The organism is Amycolatopsis sp. NBC_00438 (assembly GCF_036026695.1).
In the GTDB taxonomy this organism is placed as follows: Bacteria; Actinomycetota; Actinomycetes; order Mycobacteriales; family Pseudonocardiaceae; genus Amycolatopsis.
In genome coordinates this window covers 2508601-2531217 of the sequence record NZ_CP107923.1, presented here as the reverse complement: position 1 = coordinate 2531217, position 22617 = coordinate 2508601, and the positions used below count along the sequence as shown (strand labels likewise).

Annotated in this window: 26 protein-coding genes; 11 read left to right on the top strand and 15 right to left on the bottom strand. The window is 71.8% G+C overall.

All coding sequences use genetic code 11. The annotated features are described in order from the left end of the window. The first annotated feature begins 83 nt into the window (after window positions 1-83). Together OG494_RS11800 and OG494_RS11795 are read left to right on the top strand one after the other, a co-directional pair. On the top strand, window positions 84-593 hold the full coding sequence (locus tag OG494_RS11800; protein ID WP_328454857.1) for a hypothetical protein: 510 nt from the start codon (window positions 84-86) through the stop codon (window positions 591-593). Between the two features lie 30 nt (window positions 594-623). Next, complete coding sequence (locus OG494_RS11795; RefSeq protein ID WP_328454855.1) at window positions 624-1022, top strand: hypothetical protein; 399 nt, start codon at window positions 624-626, stop codon at window positions 1020-1022. A 12-nt stretch (window positions 1023-1034) separates the two neighbouring features. On the opposite strand, the gene OG494_RS11790 is transcribed toward OG494_RS11795, so the two are convergent. Together OG494_RS11790 and OG494_RS11785 are read right to left on the bottom strand one after the other, a co-directional pair. Continuing rightward, window positions 1035-2744 (bottom strand): AMP-binding protein, encoded by a 1710-nt coding sequence (locus OG494_RS11790; protein ID WP_328454853.1) that lies wholly within the window; start codon window positions 2742-2744, stop codon window positions 1035-1037. Between the two features lie 17 nt (window positions 2745-2761). Next, window positions 2762-3604, bottom strand: a complete 843-nt coding sequence (locus OG494_RS11785) for a crotonase/enoyl-CoA hydratase family protein (RefSeq protein ID WP_328454851.1) — start codon at window positions 3602-3604, stop codon at window positions 2762-2764. A gap of 148 nt (window positions 3605-3752) precedes the next feature. Between OG494_RS11785 and OG494_RS11780 the strand changes: the two genes are divergently transcribed. After that, window positions 3753-4631 carry an alpha/beta fold hydrolase gene (locus OG494_RS11780; protein WP_328454849.1) on the top strand — a complete coding sequence of 293 codons (879 nt, stop codon included), beginning with the start codon at window positions 3753-3755 and terminating at the stop codon, window positions 4629-4631. Here the strand turns inward: OG494_RS11780 and cobA are convergent. From cobA to rpmB, 8 genes are all read right to left on the bottom strand, one after another. Next, window positions 4619-5845 (bottom strand): uroporphyrinogen-III C-methyltransferase, encoded by a 1227-nt coding sequence (gene cobA / locus OG494_RS11775; RefSeq protein ID WP_328454847.1) that lies wholly within the window; start codon window positions 5843-5845, stop codon window positions 4619-4621. The genes OG494_RS11780 and cobA overlap by 13 nt on opposite strands. Window positions 5846-5897: 52 nt before the next feature. Continuing rightward, window positions 5898-6290, bottom strand: a complete 393-nt coding sequence (locus OG494_RS11770; RefSeq protein ID WP_328454845.1) for an ankyrin repeat domain-containing protein — start codon at window positions 6288-6290, stop codon at window positions 5898-5900. Between the two features lie 12 nt (window positions 6291-6302). Further along, window positions 6303-8189 carry a vWA domain-containing protein gene (locus OG494_RS11765; RefSeq protein WP_328454843.1) on the bottom strand — a complete coding sequence of 629 codons (1887 nt, stop codon included), beginning with the start codon at window positions 8187-8189 and terminating at the stop codon, window positions 6303-6305. Continuing rightward, complete coding sequence (locus OG494_RS11760) at window positions 8186-9247, bottom strand: ATP-binding protein (protein ID WP_328454841.1); 1062 nt, start codon at window positions 9245-9247, stop codon at window positions 8186-8188. The genes OG494_RS11765 and OG494_RS11760 overlap by 4 nt, the downstream gene beginning before the upstream one ends. A gap of 91 nt (window positions 9248-9338) precedes the next feature. Further along, on the bottom strand, window positions 9339-9593 hold the full coding sequence (gene rpsR / locus OG494_RS11755; protein ID WP_328454839.1) for a 30S ribosomal protein S18: 255 nt from the start codon (window positions 9591-9593) through the stop codon (window positions 9339-9341). Beyond that, window positions 9590-9895 carry a 30S ribosomal protein S14 gene (gene rpsN, locus OG494_RS11750; RefSeq protein ID WP_328454837.1) on the bottom strand — a complete coding sequence of 102 codons (306 nt, stop codon included), beginning with the start codon at window positions 9893-9895 and terminating at the stop codon, window positions 9590-9592. Before rpsN ends, rpsR begins: the two co-directional genes overlap by 4 nt. Beyond that, a complete protein-coding gene (gene rpmG / locus OG494_RS11745) occupies window positions 9895-10062 on the bottom strand; it encodes a 50S ribosomal protein L33 (RefSeq protein WP_009078884.1) in 168 nt (55 codons plus the stop codon). Before rpmG ends, rpsN begins: the two co-directional genes overlap by 1 nt. Then, window positions 10062-10298 (bottom strand): 50S ribosomal protein L28, encoded by a 237-nt coding sequence (gene rpmB, locus OG494_RS11740; RefSeq protein WP_328454828.1) that lies wholly within the window; start codon window positions 10296-10298, stop codon window positions 10062-10064. The genes rpmG and rpmB overlap by 1 nt, the downstream gene beginning before the upstream one ends. Before the next feature lie 78 nt (window positions 10299-10376). Between rpmB and mrf the strand changes: the two genes are divergently transcribed. From mrf to OG494_RS11720, 4 genes are read left to right on the top strand one after another with little or no spacing between them, the layout of a single operon-like run. Beyond that, on the top strand, window positions 10377-11627 hold the full coding sequence (gene mrf, locus OG494_RS11735; RefSeq protein WP_328454826.1) for a ribosome hibernation factor-recruiting GTPase MRF: 1251 nt from the start codon (window positions 10377-10379) through the stop codon (window positions 11625-11627). Then, window positions 11624-11878, top strand: a complete 255-nt coding sequence (locus OG494_RS11730) for a type B 50S ribosomal protein L31 (protein ID WP_328454824.1) — start codon at window positions 11624-11626, stop codon at window positions 11876-11878. The genes mrf and OG494_RS11730 overlap by 4 nt, the downstream gene beginning before the upstream one ends. Further along, window positions 11878-12027, top strand: a complete 150-nt coding sequence (gene rpmF, locus OG494_RS11725) for a 50S ribosomal protein L32 (RefSeq protein ID WP_328454822.1) — start codon at window positions 11878-11880, stop codon at window positions 12025-12027. Before OG494_RS11730 ends, rpmF begins: the two co-directional genes overlap by 1 nt. Beyond that, window positions 12024-13082, top strand: a complete 1059-nt coding sequence (locus tag OG494_RS11720) for a GTP-binding protein (protein ID WP_328454820.1) — start codon at window positions 12024-12026, stop codon at window positions 13080-13082. Before rpmF ends, OG494_RS11720 begins: the two co-directional genes overlap by 4 nt. An 85-nt stretch (window positions 13083-13167) precedes the next feature. On the opposite strand, the gene OG494_RS11715 is transcribed toward OG494_RS11720, so the two are convergent. Beyond that, window positions 13168-13464 (bottom strand): hypothetical protein, encoded by a 297-nt coding sequence (locus tag OG494_RS11715; RefSeq protein ID WP_328454818.1) that lies wholly within the window; start codon window positions 13462-13464, stop codon window positions 13168-13170. Between the two features lie 146 nt (window positions 13465-13610). Between OG494_RS11715 and OG494_RS11710 the strand changes: the two genes are divergently transcribed. The 4 genes from OG494_RS11710 to OG494_RS11695 are packed head-to-tail and all read left to right on the top strand — an operon-like array spanning window position 13611 to window position 16757. Further along, on the top strand, window positions 13611-14045 hold the full coding sequence (locus tag OG494_RS11710; RefSeq protein ID WP_328454817.1) for a MarR family winged helix-turn-helix transcriptional regulator: 435 nt from the start codon (window positions 13611-13613) through the stop codon (window positions 14043-14045). Beyond that, window positions 14042-15736, top strand: a complete 1695-nt coding sequence (locus OG494_RS11705; protein WP_328454815.1) for an MFS transporter — start codon at window positions 14042-14044, stop codon at window positions 15734-15736. The genes OG494_RS11710 and OG494_RS11705 overlap by 4 nt, the downstream gene beginning before the upstream one ends. Next, window positions 15733-16473 carry a dienelactone hydrolase family protein gene (locus tag OG494_RS11700; protein ID WP_328454813.1) on the top strand — a complete coding sequence of 247 codons (741 nt, stop codon included), beginning with the start codon at window positions 15733-15735 and terminating at the stop codon, window positions 16471-16473. Before OG494_RS11705 ends, OG494_RS11700 begins: the two co-directional genes overlap by 4 nt. Before the next feature lie 11 nt (window positions 16474-16484). Further along, a complete protein-coding gene (locus tag OG494_RS11695) occupies window positions 16485-16757 on the top strand; it encodes a DUF6295 family protein (protein WP_326949793.1) in 273 nt (90 codons plus the stop codon). Window positions 16758-16818: 61 nt separating this feature from the next. Here the strand turns inward: OG494_RS11695 and OG494_RS11690 are convergent, their stop codons facing one another. Genes OG494_RS11690 through OG494_RS11675 form a run of 4 tightly spaced genes read right to left on the bottom strand, consistent with a single transcriptional unit; the run spans window position 16819 to window position 22538 of the window. Next, a complete protein-coding gene (locus OG494_RS11690) occupies window positions 16819-18234 on the bottom strand; it encodes a pyridoxal phosphate-dependent decarboxylase family protein (protein ID WP_328454803.1) in 1416 nt (471 codons plus the stop codon). Next, window positions 18221-19534, bottom strand: coding sequence for an MFS transporter (locus OG494_RS11685; protein WP_328454801.1), 1314 nt, complete (start codon window positions 19532-19534; stop codon window positions 18221-18223). Before OG494_RS11685 ends, OG494_RS11690 begins: the two co-directional genes overlap by 14 nt. Before the next feature lie 32 nt (window positions 19535-19566). Continuing rightward, window positions 19567-20517, bottom strand: a complete 951-nt coding sequence (locus OG494_RS11680) for a sphingomyelin phosphodiesterase (protein ID WP_328454799.1) — start codon at window positions 20515-20517, stop codon at window positions 19567-19569. Between the two features lie 20 nt (window positions 20518-20537). Continuing rightward, window positions 20538-22538, bottom strand: coding sequence for a neutral/alkaline ceramidase (locus tag OG494_RS11675; protein ID WP_328454797.1), 2001 nt, complete (start codon window positions 22536-22538; stop codon window positions 20538-20540). Window positions 22539-22617 lie beyond the last annotated feature (79 nt).

Sequence of the window (22617 nt, the reverse complement as noted above, 5' to 3'; positions counted from 1 at the left end):
CCCCTGGGCGAGCCGATCCACGGGGCCCCGGCCCGGATGGGCCAGAACGACCTGGCCGGCCCGACCGGGGAGGAAGGATCGCGGTGCCCCACCCGACCACCACGAGGACGTGGCGGCGATTGCTCGCGGCCTGCCTCATCGCGCCCGCGCTCGCCGCCTGTTCCGGCGACCCGGCCCCGTCCGCCGCTCCCCCGCCGCCGTCCCCGACGTCCGCGGCACCGTCGTCCGCGACGACCGGGACGCCGCCTCCGCCGCCCGCCGCCTCCGGCTCGTCCGTACCCGGCCCGGCGTCGAAGCCGGCCGCCGTGCCGCCGACCGTTCCCGGTGCGTGCGGCACCATCACCGCCGCCAGCGGGCTGACCCTCTACGTCTTCGACAGTGGTTCGAGCGGCGTCAGCTGCGTGGCGGCGACCCAGCTGGTCACCGACTTCCACCGCATGATCGCCGGGCGCCAGGGCGCCGGCTCGAACGACGCGGTGAACGAGACGGTGAACGGCTGGCTGTGCACGTCCGGGCCGCCCGCCGCGCAGGGCGGCACCACCTGCACCAAGGGCGAGCAGACCGTGTTCGCCGCCGTCGTCCCGTCCGAATGACCTCCCGTTCCGTCCGCTTCTGAAGGGCCCATGAAGACACTCGCGTACCCCTTGCTGCTCGTCGCCGCGACCGCCGTCCTGGCCGGGTGCGGCGGCGCCGACCCGGCGCCCGCGGCGCCGTCCGCCTCGAGCGCGGTCCCGGCCGAGGCGGCCGCGGCGGCGTCCACGGCGCCGGGCGTGCCGTGCGGCGACGTCACCGGATCGGGTGGCGCCAAGACGGCGGTCGTGGCGCACGGCAAGGTCGACTGCACCGCGGCGACGACGTTGCTGAAGGACTACTTCGCGAAGCTGTCCCCGGCCGAGGCGGCCTCGGCCGACGGCCCGGGCCCCGTCGTGCTGGACGAGTGGACGTGCGGCAGCGGCGCGAACGACCCGGTGACGGTCTGCTCGACCGAAGACGGCCGCCAGATCGAGGGCACGCGCGGCTGACGCCCGCCGGGCTCAGCCCTTGAGGTCCGGGAAGTCCTCTTCGCGGAACTCCGTGCCCGCGCCGCGCGCCGGGTCGCTCTCGCGGCCGCGCAGCTCGACGCGGCGGATCTTGCCCGAGATCGTCTTCGGCAGGTCGGCGAACTCGAGCCGCCGGATCCGCTTGTACGGCGCGAGGTGCTCACGGCAGTACGCGAGGATCGCCTTCGCCGTGTCCGCCGTCGGCTCGTGGCCGGCGGCCAGCACGACGTACGCCTTCGGCACCGCGAGCCGGATCGGGTCGGGGGCCGGGACGACCGCCGCTTCGGCGACCGCCTCGTGCTCGATGAGCACGCTCTCCAGCTCGAACGGCGAGATCCGGTAGTCCGACGCCTTGAAGACGTCGTCGGTGCGCCCGACGTAGGTGATGTACCCGCGTTCGTCGATCGAACCGACGTCGCCGGTGTGGTAGAAGCCGTTCGCGAAGGCCGTCGAGGTGCGCTCGTCGTCGCCGGCGTAGCCCGTCATCAGGCCCACCGGGCGGTGGTCGAGGTCGAGGCAGATCTCGCCTTCCGGCGCCCGTTCGCCGCTGACCGGGTCGACCAGCGCCACGACGAACCCGGGCAGCGGCCGGCCCATCGAGCCCGGGACGACGTCCTGGCCCGGCGTGTTGGCGATCTGGACGCTGCTCTCGGTCTGGCCGAAGCCGTCCCGGATGGTGACGCCCCAGGCCTTCTCGACCTGGTCGATCACCTCGGGGTTCAGCGGCTCCCCCGCGCCGACGACCTTCTGCGGCGGTGTCTTCAGCGCCGTCAGATCGGCCTGGATGAGCATCCGCCAGACCGTCGGCGGCGCGCAGAAGCTCGTGATGCCGCAGCGGTCCATCTGCGCCATCAGCGCGTTCGCGTCGAACCGGTTGTAGTTGTAGAGGAACACGGTCGCCTCGGCGTTCCACGGCGCGAAGACGTTGCTCCACGCGTGTTTCGCCCAGCCCGGCGAAGAGATGTTCAGGTGGACGTCGCCCGGCTCCAGGCCGATCCAGTACATCGTGGACAGATGCCCCACCGGGTACGAGACCTGGGTGTGCTGCACCAGTTTCGGCTTCGCCGTGGTGCCCGAGGTGAAGTACAGCAGCAGCGGGTCGGCGGCCTTGGTGGGGCCGTCCGGGGCGAACTCGGGCGACTCGGCGAACGCGGTCGTGTACGGGTGCCAGCCCTCGACCGGCTCCCCCACCGCGATCCGGGTGTAGTCGCCGGCGACGTCCGCGAACTTCTCCGTGTCGGCCGAGCGGATGACGACGTGCTTGGCCGCGCCGCGCTCGACTCGGTCGGTCAGGTCGGCCGGGCCGAGCAGGGTGGACGCCGGGATGATCACCGCGCCGAGCTTGATCGCGGCGAGGATCGTCTCCCACAGCTCGCCCTGGTTGCCCAGCATCAGGATCAGCCGGTCGCCGCGGCGCACGCCGAGGCCGCGCAGCCAGTTCGCGACCTGGTTGGACCGGCCCGACATCTCCGGGTAGGTCCAGCGGTTCTCGGTGCCGTCCTCCTCGACGATCCACAACGCGAACCGCTCGGCGTTGTCCGGATCGTGGGCGATGACGTCGAACCAGTCGATCGCCCAGTTGAAGTGGTCGAACTCCGGCCAGGTGAAGTCGCGGTACGCCGTGTCGTAGTCCTCGCGGTGCTGCTGCAGGTAGTCCCGTGCCACGCGGAACGCGTGGTGGACTTCCGAAGCGCCGTTGCTCACCCTGCTGCCTCCTTGGTCTATTCGCCCGTGAACTCCGGCTTCCGGCGCTCCATGAAGGCCTGCACCGCCTCGCCGAGGTCCTTGCTGGGCAGGAACGCCGAGTTCCACGCCGCGACGTACCGGAGGCCGTCGGCGACCTGGCGCTCGGTGTTCGCCGCCAGTACCTGCTTCGTACCCTGCACCACCAGCGGCGGGTTCGCAGCGATCTCGCCGGCCAGTTCCCGCGCGCCCTTCAGCAGCGCGTCCTGGTCCGGGTAGACGTCGTTGACGAGGCCGATCTTCTCGGCGCGGGCGGCGTCGATGTCCTTGCCGGTCAGCGCGAGCTCGCGGACGTGGCCCTCGCCGATGATCGGGGCGAGCCGCTGGAGGCTGCCGATGTCGGCGACGATGGCGACGCGCACCTCGCGGACGCTGAACTTGGCGTCCGCGCTGGCCAGCCGGATGTCCGCCGCGGTGACGACGTCGACGCCGCCGCCGATGCACCAGCCGGAGACGGCCGCGATGACCGGTTTGCGGCATTCGGCGATGGAGCTGACGGCGGCCTGCAGCCGCCGGACCTCGGTGTGGAACTCGCTGCGCGGGCCGGCGAGCGCGTCGCCCGCCAGCAGCGGCGCCCAGCCGCCCATCATCGCCGGCAGGTCGAGGCCGTAGGAGAAGTGCGCCCCGCTGCCGGTCAGCACCACGGCCCTGACCTGTGGGTCCGCGTCGAGGGCCCCCATCACCAGCGGCAGCTCGCGCCAGAAGTCCGGGCCCATCGCGTTGCCCTTCGAAGGGCCGAGGAGCGTCACTTCGGCGACGTGGCCTTCGATGTCGACCTTGAGGGAGACGAGGCCGGGCAGATTGTCAGCGGTAGCGGTCATGAGGTCATCTTCACCCATGCCCGCGACCACCCGCCATTGGCACGGTGTCAATTGAACTGTGATCTCGTGCGGTCCGCCACTGTGCCAACGTGGTCAGGGGATGCTTTCCTGGAGGAAGGTGACCACGACACGGGGAGGACGGTGGGACATGAGCCCGGCCAGCAGCGCGACCCTGATCGAGCCGGAGCCCCCGGCCCCGCCCGCGCGGCGAGCGTCGCGGCCGATCGAGCTGACCGGCTCGTTCGACCACGAGGGGCACCGCCTCTGGTACACCGAGTTCGGCAGCGGCGACAAGGTCGTCGTCCTGACCCACGGCATCATGCTGACCCGCCGGATGCACGCGCCCCTGGCCCGGCGGCTGGCCCGCGCCGGGTTCCGGGTGGTCACCCTCGACCTGCTCGGCCACGGCGACTCGGACCGGCCGACCGAGTCGTGGCTGTACTCGATGCCGTCGTTCGCCGAGCAGACCCTGGCCCTGCTGGACCACCTGGAGGTCTCCTCCGCCGTGATCGGCGGGACCTCGCTGGGGGCGAACGTCTCCCTGGAGGTCGCGGTGTCGGCGCCCGAGCGGTGCCTCGGGCTGATCGTCGAGATGCCGGTGCTGGACAACGCGATCGTCGCGGGACTGGTCACGTTCGCCCCGCTGCTGATGGCCGCCCGGTTCCTGCCGGTGACGGTGCAGGCGGTGGCGCTCGCGGCGTCCCTGGTCCCGCACGGCAACCAGTGGGTCGACGTCGTCACCGACACGCTCTCCCAGCGCCCGGCCCCGATGGCGGCCCTGCTGCACGGAGTCCTGTTCAGCCGGATCGCGCCGCCGAAGTCGGTCCGCCGCAAGATCACGACCCGCGCGCTGGTGATCGGCCACCAGGGTGACCCGATCCACCCGTTCGGCGACGCGGACACCCTCGCCGTCGACATGCCGGACGCGGAGTTCGTCCAGGCCCGCAGCCCGGTCGAGCTGAGGTTCGACCCGACCCGGCTGTCGGACGCGATCCGCGACTTCGCCGCGACCTGCTACGAGGACTGAGGCTGGGCCAGACCCGCGACCGGGCCGATCACGATCACCGCGGGCGGCCGGACTCCCGAAGCCGCCGCGTCGGTGACCACCGTGTCCAAAGTGGACCGCAGGGCGCGCTGGGTGCGCATCGTGCCGTCTTCGACGATCGCCACCGGGGTGTCGGCCGGGCGGCCGCCGTCCAGCAGGGCCTTGGCGAACTGCGGGAGCCGCTCGACGCCCATCATCAGCACGATCGTGCCGCGCATCCGCGCCAGCAGGTCCCAGTCGACCAGCGACCGGTCGTCCCCCGGGGCGACGTGGCCCGAGACCACCACGACCTCGTGCGCGACGCCGCGGTGGGTCACCGGGACGTCCGCCACCGCAGGGACCGCGAACGCGCTCGTGATGCCCGGGACCATCGTCACCGGGACGCCGGCCTCGGCGCAGGCCAGCACCTCCTCGAAGCCGCGGCCGAACAGGTACGGGTCGCCGCCCTTGAGGCGGACGACGAACTTGCCCTCCTTGGCCCGCTCGATGAGCGTGCTGTTGATGACGTCCTGGCTGGCCGCGCGGCCGTACGGGATCTTCGCCGCGTCGACGATCTCCACCTCGGGCGCGAGTTCGTCGAGCAGCTCGCGGGGCGCCAGGCGGTCGACGACCACGACGTCCGCGCGCGAGAGCAGCCGGCGGCCGCGGACGGTGATCAGTTCCGGGTCGCCGGGGCCGCCGCCGACCAGCGCGACACCGGGGAGCGTGCCGTCCGGGTGCGGACGGCGGCCGTCTTCGACCGTGCCCGCGTGCAGGCCGTCCAGGATCGAGTCCCGGACCGCCGCGGACCGCAGGGGCTCACCGCCCGAGAGCACGCCGAACAGCAGCCCGCCGTGACGGCCGGACGCCGGGGTCACGGCGCTGCCGGACTCACCCTCGTCGGCGCGGACGCAGAACACGCGCTCGCGCTCGGCCTCGGCGCAGATCGCCGCGTTGACCTCGGCGTCGTCGGTGCAGGCCAGCGCGTACCACGCGTCGCGGAGGTCGCCCTCTTCGTAACGGCGTTCGTGCCAGACGAGCTCACCCGCGTCCACCATGCCCTGCACCGACGGCGTCGTGTGCGGGGACACCAGTTCCACGCGCGCGCCGGCGCGGATGAGCCGGGGCAGCCGGCGCTGGGCCACGGAACCGCCGCCGAACATCACGACGCGGCGGCCGGTCAGCTGGAGGCCGGAGAGGTAGTGCGGGTCGTCCATGGGCGGGAGTTTATTAAGGCACCGGCGCCGCACCAGCCAGGCGTGCGAAGAGTCACCGTTCGAGCAGGGCCAGCAGGTCGGTGTTGCCGAACATCTTCGCCGTGTCGAGCGCCGACGGCTGCCCCGCGCCCGGCTCGGCGCCGCCGTCGAGCAGGGCGCGCACGACGTCCGGCTCGTTCTTGAAGACGGCGCCCGCCAGCGGGCTCTGGCCGCGGTCGTTCTGACGGTTCGGGTCGGCGCCGCGTTCGATCAGCGCGGTCACCGTGTCGGCGTGGCCGTGGTAGGCGGCCAGCATGACCAGGGTGTCGCCGCTGTCGTTGGTGAGGTTGGCCGGGATTCCCCGGTCGACGTACGCGGCCAGCTCCGCGGTCCGGCCCTCGCGCGCGAACCTGAAGATCTTGGCCCACAGCGCCAGCATCTCCGGCGTGAACTCCTCGTCACTCATGGGGTGAGACTCTCACGAAACCCGGAACACCGGCCCTCGCGCGGGGAACGGCAGCCGCGCGCCGCGGGGCACCAGGTACGCGTGCTCGCGCCGCGGCCGCACGTGGTCGCACCGCGCGTCGGTGATGATCAGGATCGGCCCGTCCGGTGGGAAGTCCGGCGCGCGCTGGAGCAGGTCGACGCCGGGCTGCAGGATCGTGCCACCGCGGCCGCGCACCTTGACGCGGCCGGCGATGTCCTCGACGGCGAGGTACCCGGCGTCGTAGGCGACGGCGTCGCAGAACACCACCCGCGCGGCCGGGACGTCGCGGGCCATCGCGTAGGAGGCGATCGCGCCCAGCGCCTTGCCGAGCAGCTCGGCGTTCATCGAGCCGGACGTGTCCAGCACGACGCCGAAGGTGGCGCGCTTGTCCAGCTGCTCGGGCCGCACCTTGCCCGGGCGCGGGATGTCCGGCGTCGACGTCTGGCGGCGTGACGCCCGGGCGTAGCTGCGCACCGGCAGCTCGACGCGGACGTGCTCGTCGAACCAGCGTGCCAGCTGGGCGTCCCACGGCAGCGGCGGGTGCTCGAGGGCCCGGATCTCCTGCTCCAGCCCGGCCGGCAGCAGGCCGCGGCCCTGGTTGTGGTGGTATTCCAGCCCCTGGGTGAGCCCGCGGCGGTAGAACTCGTCGAGGTCGACACCGTGCGCGCGGTCCGTCCACGGCATGGGCCGGGGCTCACCGCGGCGCGACGACCGGCGCTGCGCGGCGTCGGGCTCGGACAGCCAGCCGCCCAGGACGTCCCCGGCCTCGCGGCCACCGAGAGTCTGCAGCTTGCGGGCGCGCCGGAGGTCGGTCGTGAGCGTGTCGTACACCGATTCCGCCGACAGGCCGGTCAGCTGCGGGTCGTGCAGCGTGCCCTCGGGCAGTTCGCCGACGGCCATCGCGACCAGCCAGCCGTTGATCACGTAGTCGCAGGCGACGTTCCACAGGTACGGGTCGCGGCCAAGCGCGCGGCGGTCGTGGCGCAGCGCGGCGTGCAGCATCTCGTGCGCCAGCACGAACCGCCATTCCGGCGCGGTCAGGGCCGCGTGCGGGTTGACGTAGATCTCGCCGTGCTCGGCGTCGACCGCGGCCACGGCGATGTCCCAGGCCCGGACGACCTCGGCGTCGGCGACCAGGGTGAAGCCCGCGGCCAGCGCGCCGAGCAGCGGGAACGACGAGACGAACCAGCCCAGCGCGCGGTCCCACTCCCCCAGCGCCCGCCGGTGGCGGGTCTGCCCGCGCGCGTCCGCGGCGCGTTCCATCGCGTCGGTGGCCGACGCGATCAGCCCGCGGGCGAACCGCTCGGTCCACGGCTCGGGCTTCCCGTTGTATCGGAGGTGCCAGCGGCTCGGCGGTGGTCCGAGCCGCAGGCACGGCCGCGCGCCGCCGGTGCCGAGCCCCGTGAACGGCCCGGGGACGCCGGTTTCGCGCCACGCGCAGGTCAAGGAGAACTCGTCGCCACCCGGGAGTTCCGGGAGCAGCACGATGGGTTCGCCGACGTGGACCGCCTCGGCGAACCGGTGGACGGCCACACAGCACGCGGCGCCGTACGACGCGTCGATCTCCCGGTCGGGCGAGACGGCCTCGGCGTCGGTCAGCGTCTCTTCGTCGAGGTGCCCGAGACCGAGGTGCAGCAGCAGGTGCGCGAAGACCCACGCCCACTCGGCGGGCTCGGCGTCGCGGGCCCGGTTGGCTGTGATGATCCCGTGGTCGCTGACGACGGCCCAGCCGCCGACGCCGGTCAGGCTCTCCTTGTCGAGGCTCGCACCGCGCGTCAGGTGGTCGAGCACGGTGTGCTCGCGGGCCAGGGCCCAGCCGGCGTCGATCGCCTTGGCCCGGCGTTCGCGGCGCTTGGCCTCGGCCTGCGCGCCGCTCACGCGCGCGCGTCCACGAGCCGGGGCAGGTCGCGGGCGGCCTCGACGAGGAACCACGACGGCAGCCGCGGGTGGCCCGCCTCGTCGTCGGCGATGACCAGCTGGGCCATCTCGAGGGAGATCTCGGCCAGCTCGACGAGCAGGCTCTTCGCGCGGAACGCGAACTGGCGCACGGCGGCCGACGCGTGCCGCTTGTCCGCGGGCAGGTCCTTGACCAGCCGCGCGCGGAACGTCTCGGCGAGGAAGTACAGCAGGTCCCGGTCGCCGGGCTCGCCGGGCCAGCGGGCGTCGCCCTTCACGATGGCTTCGAGGTCGAAGGCGTGCCGGGCCACCTTGAGGTACGCGCGGAACGAGCCGGCGTGCTGCGGGGTGAGCGTGCCGTAGGCCAGCAGCGCGATCGTCTCGTCGTCGGCGGCTTCGCCGTACGAGTGCAGCAGGTCCGACAGCATGTGCCAGGACCGCGGCGTCGAGAACGGCTCTTCGGTCTTCGGCGGCGGGCTCCACAGGTGGTCCGGGCGCTGGGTCAGGTACTCGACGACCGACGGGTGGATGTCGTGGCTCATCGCCCAGGTCAGCCAGTCGGCGGGCGAGGCCCGCAGGTGCACGTGGACGAGCCGGTTGACCAGCGCGGACGCCATCGGGCGCGCGAGGGCCTGGTCGGTGGCGCGGTTGCCGGCGCCGATCACGACCGAGCCCGCCGGCAGCTCGTACGAGCCGATCCGGCGGTCGAGGATGAGCGAGTAGAACGCCTTCTGGACGTCGGGCGCGGCGGCGTTCAGCTCGTCCAGGAACAAGCAGTACGGCTCGTCGCGGGCGATCTGCTCCGGCGGGCAGAACCGGCTGCGGCCGTCGACGATCTGCGGGACGCCGATCAGGTCCTCGGGCGCGAGCTGGGTGCCGAGCAGCGAGACGCAGTCGAGGCCGAGCGACGCCGCGAATTCCCTTACCAAGGAAGACTTCCCGATGCCCGGCGCGCCCCACAGGAACACCGGCCGCACGACGGCGGCGGTGAGCAGGACTTCGGGCAGCTGGGCGGGCGTGACCGTGAGCTGGGCGTGCACGTGCGGACCTCCTGGTGTCAGGACATCCGGTGCGACGCCCCCTTTCGCAGGCTCATGATCGCGCGCCCGCCCAGCCGCGCGCACCTGGTTTTCAGCTGGCGCGTCCCGAAGCGGGGTAGGGCAGCAGGGCCATCTCCCGCGCGTTCTTGATCGCCGTGGCGACCTGTTTCTGTTGCTGCGGCGTCAAACCCGTCACCCGGCGGGCGCGGATCTTGCCGCGGTCGGAGATGAACTTCCGCAGCAGGTCGACGTCCTTCCAGTCGACGTGCGTGATCCGGTGGGCGTGCAACAGGTTGACCTTGCGCTTGCCGGGGCGGTCCCGGGTCGGCTTCGGCATCCGGCTCACCAGCTCGACTTCGTGACGCCGGGCAGTTCGCCGCGGTGCGCGGCCTGGCGCATCTTCACCCGTGACAGCCCGAACTTGCGCAGGTACCCGCGCGGGCGGCCGTCCGCCGCGTCCCGGTTGCGGATCCGCGTCGGGCTCGCGTCGCGCGGCAGCCTCTGCAGCGCGACGACCGCCGCTCCCTTGTCCTCGGCGGACGACGACGGCGAGGCGATGACGGCCTTCAGCGCCCGACGGCGTTCGACGTACCGGGCCGCGATCACCTTTCGCTGCTCGTTCTTCGCGATCTTCGACTTCTTCGCCATCAGCGCTCTTCCTTGAACTCGACGTGCTTGCGCGCGACCGGGTCGTACTTGCGCAGGACCATCCGGTCCGGGTTGTTGCGGCGGTTCTTCTTCGTGACGTACGTGTAGCCGGTCCCCGCGGTCGACCGCAGCTTGATGACCGGCCGGATGTCGGTGCTCTTCGCCATCAGAACTTCATCCCTTTCGCCTTCAGTTCGGCCACGACGGCCTCGATCCCGCGCTTGTCGATCGTCTTCATCCCCTTGACGGAGACGCGCAGCCGCACCCAGCGGCGCTCGCCGGGCACGAAGTAGCGGCGGCTCTGCAGGTTCGGTTCCCAGCGCCGGGACGTGCGGCGGTGCGAGTGCGAGACCTGCTTGCCGTACCCCGGCTTGCGGCCGGTGACCTGGCACACGGCGGACACGGACCCTCCCGAGTTGATAGTGGTTGTCGTTTTCATCTACTCTACGCACCGTACCCGGCCCGTATTCCTGGAGCTCTTGTGACCCCTGATCCCCGCGTCCCGCTCGTCCTCGTCAGCGGCCTCGCCCCGGGCGCGAACGCCACGCTCGCCGAGCTGCTGCGCGTCGCCGAGCCCGGGACCGCCGTCGTCCACCACGACCTGCGCGACATCCACTCCGGCGTCGTCCGCCGCCGCCTGCGCCTCGAGCAGCGCGACCAGCTGACCGTCCTCGAACTGGCGCACGGCTGCGTGTCCTGCACCCTGCGCGAGGACCTGCTCCCGCTGCTGCGGCACCTCGCCCGGATGCCGCAGGTGCGGCGGATCGTCGTCCGGCTCGACGAGGCCATGGAGCCCGAGCCGGTGAGCTGGGCGATCCGCAACGTCCTGGTCGGCGACCACCCGGTGCACGACGACGTCGACCTGCGGGCTGTGCTCACCGTCGTCGACTGCGTGACGTGGCTCGCCGACGCGACCGGCGACGACGCCCTGGCCGAGCGCAACCTGCAGGCCAGCCCGGAGGACGACCGGACCGTCGCCCAGGTGGCGCTCTCCCAGGTCGAGTTCGCCGACGTCCTCGTGCTGGCCGGCGCGGCGACCGACGCGTGGGGCGCGGCCAAGGCGTCCGCCGTCCTCGACCGCGTCGCGCCGTCGATCCCGCGGGTCGAGCTGAGCCGGGTGGACGGGCACAGCGTGCTCGACGCCGTGCCGGCCGGCGCGCGGCGCGGCGAGGTCACCGACATGCACGGCGCCCTGCTGCGCGGCCAGCCGCCGCTGCACGCGGATTGCGGCATCGGGCTGGTCACCTTCACCGCCGAGCGGCCGTTCCACCCGCAGCGGCTGCACGACGCGCTCGATGTCCTGCTCGACGGCGTCGTCCGCACCCGCGGCCGCGCTTGGGTGGCCAGCCAGCCGGACGTCGCGTTCTGGATCGAGTCGGCCGGCGGCGGGCTCGGCATCGGGCACGCCGGGCCGTGGCTCGCCTCGCCGGACGGTCCGGAGTGGACGGACGTCTCCCCCGAGCGCCGCACCCTGGCGTCCCTGCGCTGGCACCCCGTGCACGGCGACCGCGCGCAGGAGCTGGTCGTGGTGACGGACCAGACAACGCCCGACGAGATCGACGCGGCCTTGCGCGGCGCTCTACTGACCGACGAGGAACTGAGAGCCGGCCCCGAGGCGTGGGAGCGCTATCCCGATCCGTTCGGCGACTGGCACGAAGAACCCTGCGAAGACACCGAAACCGACCCGGCGCGGCACGACGCGACCGCGGCGAACCGAAAGGAAGACCAGTGAAACCAGGCATCCACCCCGACTACCACCCCGTGGTCTTCAAGGACTCGTCCACCGGCGACGCCTTCCTGACCCGCTCCACCCTCACCTCGGACCGCACGATCGAGTGGACCGACGGGCGGACGTACCCGCTGGTGCAGGTCGACATCAGCTCGTGGTCGCACCCGTTCTGGACCGGCACCCAGCGGATCATGGACAGCGCCGGGCAGGTCGAGAAGTTCCACCGCCGTTACGGGAAGAGGGGGACGCGCTGATGGCCGTCCCCAAGCGCAGGAAGTCGCGCAGCAACACCCGTGCCCGGCGGTCGCAGTGGAAGGCCGCGGTCCCGGATCTGGTGCCGATCAAGGTCGACGGCGAGACGCAGCTCGTCCCCCGCCGGCTGATCCGCCACTTCCACTCGTGAGCGTCCCGGTCACCGTGCTCTCGGGCTTCCTGGGAGCGGGCAAGACGACGTTGCTCAACCACATCCTCGCCAACCGCGAGGGCCTGCGGGTCGCGGTGATCGTCAACGACATGAGCGAGGTGAACATCGACGCCGCGCTCGTGCGCTCCCAGGAGCGCCTCGTCGAGCTGACCAACGGGTGCATCTGCTGCACGCTGCGGGAAGACCTCCTGGAGGAGGTGGCGGCGCTGTGCGCGGACGACCGGTTCGACCACGTGCTCATCGAGTCGAGCGGGATCTCCGAGCCGATGCCGGTGGCCGCGACGTTCACGTTCCTGGACGCCCTCGCCCGCCTGGACACCATGGTGACGGTGGTGGACGCGGCGAACTTCGCCCGGGAACTGGCGGCCGGCGACTCCCTCGTGGAGCGCCGCCTGGACCAGTACGAGGAGGACGAGCGGACGGTGAGCGACCTGCTGATGGACCAGGTCGAGTTCGCGGATGTGCTGCTGCTGAACAAGACCGACCTCGTCTCACCGGACGACGCGGCCCTGCTGGTCGCGGTGCTCCGGCGGCTCAACCCGGCGGCCGACGTCGTGACCGGCAGCTTCGGGAAGGTGCCGCTGGAGCGGGTGTTCGGCACGGGCCGCTACGACGTCCTGCGCGCACAGGAGGCGCCGGGCTGGGTCGCCGAGCTGAATGGCGACCACGTGCCGGAGACCGAGGAGTACGGCATCTCGAGCGTCGTGTTCCGCGCGTCCCGGGCCTTCGACCCGGCGGCGCTGTGGGACTTCGTCGCCCGGCGGCTGGACTCCGGCGAGTTCGGGACGGTGTTGCGCTCCAAGGGGTTCTTCACGCTGGCGTCCCGGCCCGGGGTGACCGGGCTCTGGTCCCAGGCCGGGACGGTGGCGCGGTTCGAGCCGCAAGGCGCGGCGGAGGAGCCGCGGCAGGAACTGGTGTTCATCGGCGTCGACCTGGCGGGTGAGGCGCTGCTGGGCGCGCTGCGGGCGTGCCTGGGTGACGTCGCGAGCGGCCCGGACCCGTTCCCGGACTGGGAACCCCTCCACGGCCACTGAGCCGGTCTGCCGCGGCTTGTCGTGAGTGTTTAGGGCGATTCTAACCGCCCTGAACACTCACGACGGGACGGGCGCGGCGGGTGCGTCAGTGGTCGTCGTAGTGGTCTTCGTGCGGCGCGTGGCGGTGGCCGTCGTGGAGGTAGTCGACGTGCTCGCCGTGCGGGACCGCGACGTGGCCGCAGCCTTCGCCGTGGGTGTGGTCGTGGCCCGCGTGCGGGACGTGGCCGGCGATCTCGCACTCGTCGAAGTGCCCGTCGTGCGCGCGGTGCAGGTGCCCCTCGTGCGCGTAGTCCACGTGGTCGCCGTGCGGGACCGCCGCGTGGCCGCAGCCTTCGCCGTGGACGTGGTCGTGGCCTGCGTGCTCGACGTGCGGGATGGTCATCGGGCGTTCCTCCGGTGATGCGCTCTGCTGCATATGTCCACTTCGGACGCTAACACCGGGTGACCCCGCCGACCGGGCGAAAGCTCCCACCTCACCCGATAGGTCCGAGTTGATCAACCCAGGTTTATCAGTCTAGGTTGACGAACGTGACGGACGAGGAGCTGCTCCAGGCGAGCACCGACCTGCGTGTCGCCCTGGGCCGGCTGGTCCGGCGGCTGCGCCAGGGGTACGTCGTCGGCGAACTGACCCTGCCCGAACGTTCGGTGCTCTCGCGGCTCGACCGGGAAGGCCCGGCCACGCCGGGGTGCCTCGCCGACCTCGAACGGGTCAAGCCGCAGGCCATGGGCGTGACGCTCGCCGGGCTGGTCGAGCGCGGGCTCGTCGTGCGCCGCAAGGACGACAGCGACGGCCGCAAGGTCCTCATGTCGGTGACCGACGCCGGCGTCCAGCTGCTCACCGACCGGCGGTCGGTGACCACCGAGCGGATGGCCACCGCGCTGGCCGAGCGGTTCACCCCGGCCGAGCAGCGCAAGCTGATCGCGGCGATCCCGCTGGTCGAGCGGCTGGCGGACGCCCTGTGACGGGCACCGGAACGCCGAACCGCTACAAGTGGGTCGCGCTCTCCAACACCACGCTCGGCGTGCTGATGTCGGCGCTCGACGGCTCGATCGTGATCATCTCGCTGCCCGCGATCTTCCGCGGCATCGGCCTCGACCCGCTCGCCCCGGGCAACATCGGCTACCTGCTCTGGATGATCCTCGGCTACCTGCTCGTGCAGGCCGTGCTGGTGGTGACGCTCGGGCGACTCGGCGACATGTTCGGCCGGGTCAAGATGTACAACCTCGGCTTCGTCGTCTTCAGCGTCGCCTCGGTGGCGTTGTCGTTCGACCCGTTCCACGCCGGCGGCGGCGCGCTGTGGCTGATCGGCTGGCGGGTGGTGCAAGCCGTCGGCGGCTCGATGCTGACGGCCAACTCCGCGGCCATCCTCACCGACGCCTTCCCCACCGAGCAACGCGGCATGGCCCTGGGTGTCAACCAGATCACCGCGCTGGCCGGGCAGTTCCTCGGCCTGGTCGTCGGCGGGCTGCTCGCCGAGATCGACTGGCGCGCGGTGTTCTGGGTGAGCGTCCCGTTCGGGCTGCTCGGCACGATCTGGTCGATCCGCAGCCTCCGCGAGGTCGGCACGCCGAAGCGCGCGAAGGTCGACTGGGGCGGCAACATCACCTTCGCCGCCGGGACCGCGCTCCTGCTGGCCGCCATCACGTACGGCATCCAGCCCTACGGCGGCGCCGCGACCGGCTGGGGCAACCCGCTGGTGCTGGGCGGCATCGGCGCCGGGGTGCTGCTGCTCGTGGCGTTCGGCCTCATCGAGACCCGGGTCGCCGCGCCGATGTTCCACCTCGGGCTGTTCCGGATCCGCGCGTTCGCCGCGGGCAACATCGCCGCGTTGCTGACGTCGGTGGCACGCGGCGGCATGCAGTTCATGCTCATCATCTGGCTGCAGGGCATCTGGTTGCCGCTGCACGGCTACGACTACGAGCGGACGCCGTTGTGGGCGGGCATCTACATGCTGCCGCTGACGGTCGGCTTCCTCCTGGCCGGCCCGGTGTCCGGATACCTGTCCGACCGGTTCGGCGCCCGGCTGTTCTCCACCGGCGGCCTGCTGCTGGTCGCGGCGGCGTTCCTGGGCCTGCTGGCGCTGCCGGTGAACTTCCCGTACCCGGCGTTCGCCGCGCTGCTCGTGGTCAGCGGCATCGGCCAGGGCATGTTCTCGGCGCCGAACACCTCGGCGATCATGAGCAGTGTCCCGACCGAACAACGCGGCGTCGCCTCCGGCATGCGGGCGACGTTCCAGAACTCCGGGACGTCGCTGTCGATCGGCGTGTTCTTCTCGCTGATGATCGCCGGCCTCGCCGGCTCGCTGCCGCAGACGCTCACCAGCGGCCTGCAGGCCCACGGCGTCGCCGCGAACGTCGCCGACGGCGTCGCCCAGCTGCCGCCGGTGAGCACGCTCTTCGCGGCGTTCCTCGGCAGCAACCCGGTGGGGCACCTGCTCGGCCCGGACGTCCTGGCCGGACTCGCGCCCGGCGACCGGGCGACGCTCACCGGCGGGGACTTCTTCCCGCAGCTGATCTCCGGGCCGTTCCACCACGGCCTCGTGATCGTGTTCACCGCGGCGGCGGTGATGGCCGTCGTCGCCGCGATCGCCTCGGCGTCGCGCGGCGCCCGTTACTTCCACCCGACCGCAGATGCAGTTAAGGAGAACCGATGACCGACGAACTCATCGCCGGAACCGTCACCATCACCGGGAACGGCGGCGACGAGATCGAGGCCTACGCGGCCAGGCCCACCGACGCCGCGACGCGCGGCGGGGTCGTGGTGATCCACCACATGCCCGGCTACGACGCATCGACGAAGGAGATGGTGCGCCGCTTCGCCGCCGAGGGCTACAACGCGATCTGCCCCAACCTCTACGCCCGCGAGGCCCCGGGCGCGGACCCCGACGACGCGGCCGCCACGGTCCGCGCGGCCGGCGGCGTCCCGGACGACCGCCTCGTCGGCGACGTCTCCGGCGCGGCCGACTACCTGAAGGCCCTGGAGAACGCGAACGGTCGGGTGGGGGTCATCGGGCACTGCTCCGGCGGGCGGCAGGCGTTCCTCGTCGGCTGCTCGATCGACGTCGACGCGGCGGTGGACTGCTACGGCGCGTTCGTCGTCAACGACCCGCCGGAGGCCATGAAGTTCATGAAGCCGTTGCTGGGCAAGGCTTCGGAGCTGTCCTGCCCGCTACTGGGCATCTTCGGCGCCGACGACAAGTTCCCGAGCCCGGACGAGGTCGCCGTGCTGGCGGCCGAGCTGGAGAAGCTCGGCAAGGAGCACGAGTTCCACACGTACGCCGACGCCGGCCACGCGTTCTTCGCCGTCGACCGCCCGAGCTACCGGCCGGAAGCCGCGAAGGACGGCTGGGAACGCATCCTCGACTTCTACGCCCGCACGCTCAGCGCCTGAGAGGACCCGCCATGTGCACCTACCTCACCGAGAAGTTCGCCCTCGAAGGCAGCGGCAAGGGCGCCCGCGGCTGGTTCCGCCTGAACGAGGGCACGGTCTACGTCGACCACCCGGTCCACGCGCCGTACGCGCACACGGTCAACATCGACTTCCGCAACCCGGACCTGGGCGCGTCCGCCCGCGTCGCCCTGGAACTGACGGAAGAAGACGCCCTGGCCCTGGCCGACGCCATCGTCGCGGCCGTCAAATCGGCCCCCGCCGGCCTGGCCTCCCGCAACCAGTAGCCCAAAGCCGTGAAGGCCTCCTTACCGGCTCTTATGGCCGGGAAGGAGGCCTTCACGGCTTTCACGGCGTGTAGAGGGCGCCCAGGAACTCCAGCAGGAGGCGTTCGCGGAGCGGGGCGGGGGCGGTGGCGAGGAGGGCGTTGATCGGGGCCATCCGGTCCGGGAGGCCGGAAGGGCCGCCTAGGCCGGCCGCGGCCAGGAGGCCCGCGAACTGGTCGGACGTCAGGGTTGCCGGGTCGAGGGCCGCGACGAACTCCGCCACCGCCGGGTCGATCACCACCGGGCCCGACGCGCGGGCCGCGTCCACCGACGCCGCCAGGTCCGTGAGGAACTCCTTCTCGCTGCCGTTGTTGGCCGCCGTGACCGTGAGGTGCAGGTTCGCCGGGGACGCCTCATGAGCGAACTGCGGCTGGACGTACCAGCCGCGCGTCTTCATCTCGTCGGCCACCGTGAACAGGTCGAAGCCGTCGTCGCCGGTGAACGCGATCAGCGTCGACACCGGATCGCCGAGGATCCGCAAGCCCGCGATTTCGGCAACCCCGGCCCGGATTCGCGACACCGCTTCACGCGTCGAAGCGGCCAGCTGAAGGTAGCCGTCTTCGCCGAGGTGGCGGACCACCGCCCACGCCGCCGCCAGCGGGCCGCCGGAGCGGGTGCTCTGGATCGTCGTGTTCAGCATCGTGTAACCCGGCCAGCCCGCGCTCGCGAAGTAGTGCGTCCGGCGCAGCTCCGCCGACGCGTGCAGCAGCACCGACGTCCCCTTCGGGCAGTACGCGTACTTGTGCAGGTCCACCGAAATGCTCGTGACCCCGGGGACGCGGAAGTCGAACGGCGCGACGTCGGCGCCGAGGCGGGCGAAGTACGGCAGCACCCAGCCGCCGATGCAGGCGTCGACGTGCATCCGGACGCCGCGGGCAGCCGCTGCCGCCGCGATCTCGGGGATCGGGTCGAGGACGCCGTGGGCGTACGACGGCGCGCTCGCCACCACCAGGACCGTCGAGTCGTCGATCGCCGCGGCCATCGCGGCCGGGTCCGCGCGGAACGTCACCGGGTCGACCGGGACGTCGATCCGGCGCAGCCCGAACAGGTGCGCGGCCTTGTGGAACGCCGCGTGCGCGGTGGTCGGCAGGACGATCGACGGCGCGGCGATCTCCGGGTGCGCGTCGCGCGCGGCCAGCACCGAGAGCAGGCACGACTCCGTGCCGCCGGACGTCACCGAGCCGACGACCCCCGGGACGTCGCCGAGCAGCCGGGACGCCGCCGCGACGAGGTCGTTCTCCATCCGCAGCAGGCTGGGGAACGCCGTCGGGTCGAGGCCGTTGGCCGACGACGCCAGCGCGTGCGCGGCGGCCCCCAGGGAGTCCACTTCGGACAGACCGCTGTCGTAGACGTAGGCCAGCGTGCGGCCGCCGTGCGTCGGGAGGTCACCCGCGCGCAGCTCCCGCAGCGACGCGAGGACGTCCTCAGGCGGGTTCATGACGCGGCTCCAGTACCGAGCGCCGCAGCAGCGGCAGGGCCAGCGCGATCAGCACGCCCGGGATGATCGACGAGCCGAGCAGGATCGCGACGATCGCGCTGTGCGGCTGGTCGGTCGTCGCGTCGGTGCTCGACACGTACCCGCCGAACGCGAGGATCGCGCTCCACAGCCCGGCGCCCAGTGCGAGGCCGAGCGTCTCCCCCGCGGTCCACACGCCGGCCGCGATCCCCGCGCGGGTCTCGCCGGTGCGTTCCTCCTCGGCGGTGATCAGGTCCGGCAGGATGGCGAGCGGGAACACCGAGATCCCCGCGTAGCCGACGCCGCAGAGCGCGACGAACACGAGGATGATCACGAGCGGCAGCGACTGGGCGAGGATCAGGCCCAGCAGGCCGATCGCGAACGCCGCCGTCGCGATGCGGAAGCCGTTGAGCTTGCCGACGCGGGCACCGAGGCGCGGCCACAGCGGCATCGTCAGCAGCGCCGGGCCGACGAAGATCACGAAGATCACCGTGCCGTAACCCTCGCTGCCCAGGATGCGCTGGGCGAAGAACGGGATGGCCGCCAGGACCGTGCCGATCCCGAGGGCCTGGATGAAGTACGTGCCGAGCAGCCAGCGGAACGGGCGCCACCGCGCGATGGTCCGCGAGAGGTCCTTGAAGCTCACCGTGTTCGGCCGCAGGGACCCGACCGGCGCGTCCTTGAGCCCGAAGTACACCAGCAGCGTCGCGGCCAGCACGATCAGCCCGATCACGATGGCCATCACGCGGTAGCCGGCGACCCCGCCGATGCCGGAGGTGATCGCCGGGGCGCCGCCACCGCAGATCAGGATCGTCACGGCCAGGACGCCGATGCGCACGCTGGTGAGCTTCGTCCGCTCGTCGGCGGACTCGGTCAGCTCGGCCGGCAGCGCGTTGAACGGCACCTGGAACACCGCGTACGCGGTCGCGCAGGCGGTGAACAGGATCGCCACGTACAGCGCGTCCGGCAACGGCGAACCGAAGCCCGGGTGGGCGAACATCAGCGCGAAGAGGATCGAGACGCCGATACCGCCGATCAGCAGGAACCGGCGGCGGCTGCCGGTCTTCAGCAGGTTCGCGTCGGACATCCGCCCGGCGATCGGGTTGAACAGCACGTCCCAGGCCTTCGGGACGAACACGATGACGCCCGCCGCCGCGGCGGGCACGGCCATCGTGTCGGTGAGGTACTTGACCAGGATCAGGCCGGGGACCGTGCCGAAGGACCCGGTGACGAACGAGCCGAGCGAATACCTGAACCGCGTCCGGCCGGACAGCGTCGTCATGGTCCTCCTCGAAGAGAAATCCGATGAGGCGATCAGTAGTGGATCTCGGCCAGCACCGGGTAGTGGTCGGAGGGAATCGTGCCACCGTCGTAATGCACCAGCTGTACCGGGCCGACCTCGGCGCGTCGCAGCGAGCCGACGTAGTCGAGGGAATCGCGGTAGGTCGCCGGGACGGACTTCGCCGCGTCCGGGTTGGTGACGGCGTCGAAGCTGTACTCCCCCGCGCCGGCCGTCCGCAGCGTCCCGCCGAGCACGGCCTCGCCTTGCTCGGACTGGGAGCGGCCCAGGGTGTCACGGCGGCCCTGCCCGGCCCAGTACTCGATGTTGAGGTCGCCGGCGATGGCCACCGGGTCCGCGGCCGGGGCGTGTGCGGCGGCGAGGTCGCGCAGTTCGCCGAGCTGCGCCATCCGGATCTGGTGCGCCTTCGGCAGGGTGTCGGGAGCTTCGTCGGCCTGCAGGTGCGTGCCGGCCAGCCAGAGCGCCTTGCCGTGGGCGAAGATCCGGACCAGCGCCGCGCCCTTGTTGGCCAGGTAGTCGGCGGTGCCGGAGTAGGAGCTGCGGTAGACGAGCTGGTGCTTCTCGGTGATCGGGTACCTGCTCAGCACCGTGACGCCGCCGTTGACGACGATCGGCGAGTTCGAGCAGTTGCCGCTCACCGACGTCCAGCCCGGCGACGTCGAGCAGGACTGCCCGACCAGCGGCGTCTGGAACGGATAAGCGTCGACGAGCCGGTCGCGCAGGCTTTCGGCCTGGGCGCTGAAGGCCTCTTCGAGCACGACGACGTCCGCGGCCCGGGCCCGGATGACGCGCTCGGCGGCTTCGGCCCGCGCTTGTTTGTCCGACGTGTTCGGGTTGGCGATCCACGGCAGCTGCCACAGGTTGAAGCTCAGGACGGACACGCTCGCGGGCGCGGCGTGAGCGGGCGCGGTGAGGAGAGCGAGTGCGGTCGTGACGACGGCGGCGAGAATGGCGGTCCTGCGCACGCTGGGTCCTTTCCGGAGGTTCAGGAGACGACGAAGGCGCGGGAGGTCCCGCTGAGCTGGGCGATGGCGCCGGTCAGGCCGTGCTTCCACGCTCCGAAGTGGACGACGCGGAACTTCCCGACCGGCGTGTTCGCCGGGATGTCCCAGGTGACCTCGGCGCGTGACTCGGACACGAACGTCCGGGTCCAGCGGAACTTCGTGGCCCAGTCGCCGTCGTCGGCGTAGCGGACCCAGCGGCCGTCCAGGTACTGCTGGATCTCCAGGAAGGTGCCGTCGCGGCGCAGGTCGTTCTTCGGGTGGCCGGTCACGAACGCGACCGACACCTCCTCGCCGCGCCGGTAGCTGCTCTTCGCGTCGGTGACGATGTCGCCGAAGCTCTTCAGCAGCGGCGCGGTGTCGAAGACGACGCCGGGCTGGAAGTTGACCAGCTTACCGCGCAGGTCGCGCGGGACCGGGCAGTGCGGGACCGGAGCGCCGGCCTTCATCGCGGCGGCGAGCTTGCCGAACTCCTGCTGGTAGGCGGGGAGCGTGTAGCGGCCGAAGAGGGTCGACGCGCCTTCGTACTGCTGTGAGTCGTACTCCTCCGGCGTCGTCACGTATTGGCTGTAGGCGTTGGAGTAGCCCTGCATGAGGACGTTCTCCAGCGGGACGCCGAGTTCCGCGGCGACGGTCTGCCGGATCCGCAGCCCGGCGACGATCGTGTACTCGGCGGGCCCGGCGACCAGGTGCAGCGGCCCGATCCGGACGATCTGCAGCGGCAGCACTTCGGGCGCCCACGGATACGGCTTCATCGCGCCGAACGGCACCGCGACGACCTTCGGCGCCTGCGCGTCCGCGAGGGCCTGCGGGATCGGCGCGTCGATGCCGCCGAGCCAGTCGATGAACGGGTTCTTGACGCCTTCGGGCAGCGGCAGGCCCGGCCCGTCTTCGGTGCTGCCGGCCAGCATCGAGACGCCGATGGCCGCGGTGCACGTCCGGTGTGGACGGCCGTCCGGGGTGAACTTCGGGTCGACGTCGACGGCGGACATGTCCACGTAGGTCATCCGGTGGTCGACGCCGCCGGTCACGGACTCGTTCGCCGCGTCGAACGCGCGTTTCGCCGCCTGGAACTGGAGTTCGCCGATGCGCTGGGTGTTCTGGAACTCCGTCTCGGGCGTGCCCGGCTGGAGGTTCAGGTTCGGCGTCATGTCGCCGGAGTTGGTCTGGGCGAACGCCGCGACGAACCCGGGCGGCCCGTCGAGGTAGCGGACGCCGGCGTGGTCGTGCTCCCACGTGTAGGCGGCGTATCCCTTGTTGTCGCTGCTGATGAGGTGGTTGCCGTTGCTCATCGACGTGCCGTGCGTGGCGAACCAGGTGATCGCGCCGACGTCCTTGCCGCTTTGGCGGAACCGCAGCACGGTGACGGCCGGGTCGATCGAGAGCGGGAAGTGGCCCTTGTCCGGGTTGAGCTCGAAGGCGACGCGCGAGCGGTTCGCGCTGGCCTCGGTCAGCTCGGTGCGGCCGAGACTGAGTTCACCCGGCTTCAGGTTGTCGTGGGCGTGGCCGACGGCCTCGACGATCCCGGCGACGACGGCGTCGTAGGTCTGCTGCTGGAACCCGAGGATCGACAGGTCGTAGGCGGCGTAGTGCGAGTCGCCGCCGCACGCCGAGTGCGTGTGGGTGGCGTTGAGCAGCACGTTCCGCTCGGTGTAGGTGTTCCCGTACTTCCGTGCGAGTTCACGCAGGACACCCTGGTGGACCGACTGGAACAACGCGCCGAGTTCGGCGGTGACGAAGACGATCCGCCTGGTCCCGTCGTCCACGATGTACGCGCGGGCCCGGGTCCGCAGGTGGATGCCGGCCGTCTGCTGCTGCGGCATGGAGTAGCCCATCATGCCGTTCTCGGCAGCGGGCCCGGTGACGTCGCCGATCCCGACGCCGACCCGGAGCGCGGTCTCGGCGGCCGCGGCGGGTCTGACCACGGCGGCGGCGAAGGGCAGGGCGGCGGCTCCGGCCAGGACGTGACGACGACTCACCCGCATACGGTCTCCCGACTAACGTGAACGACTTTCGCGTTAGTTGCGGACCGTACGTGACCCCGGCCACCCGGGCAACCCGACA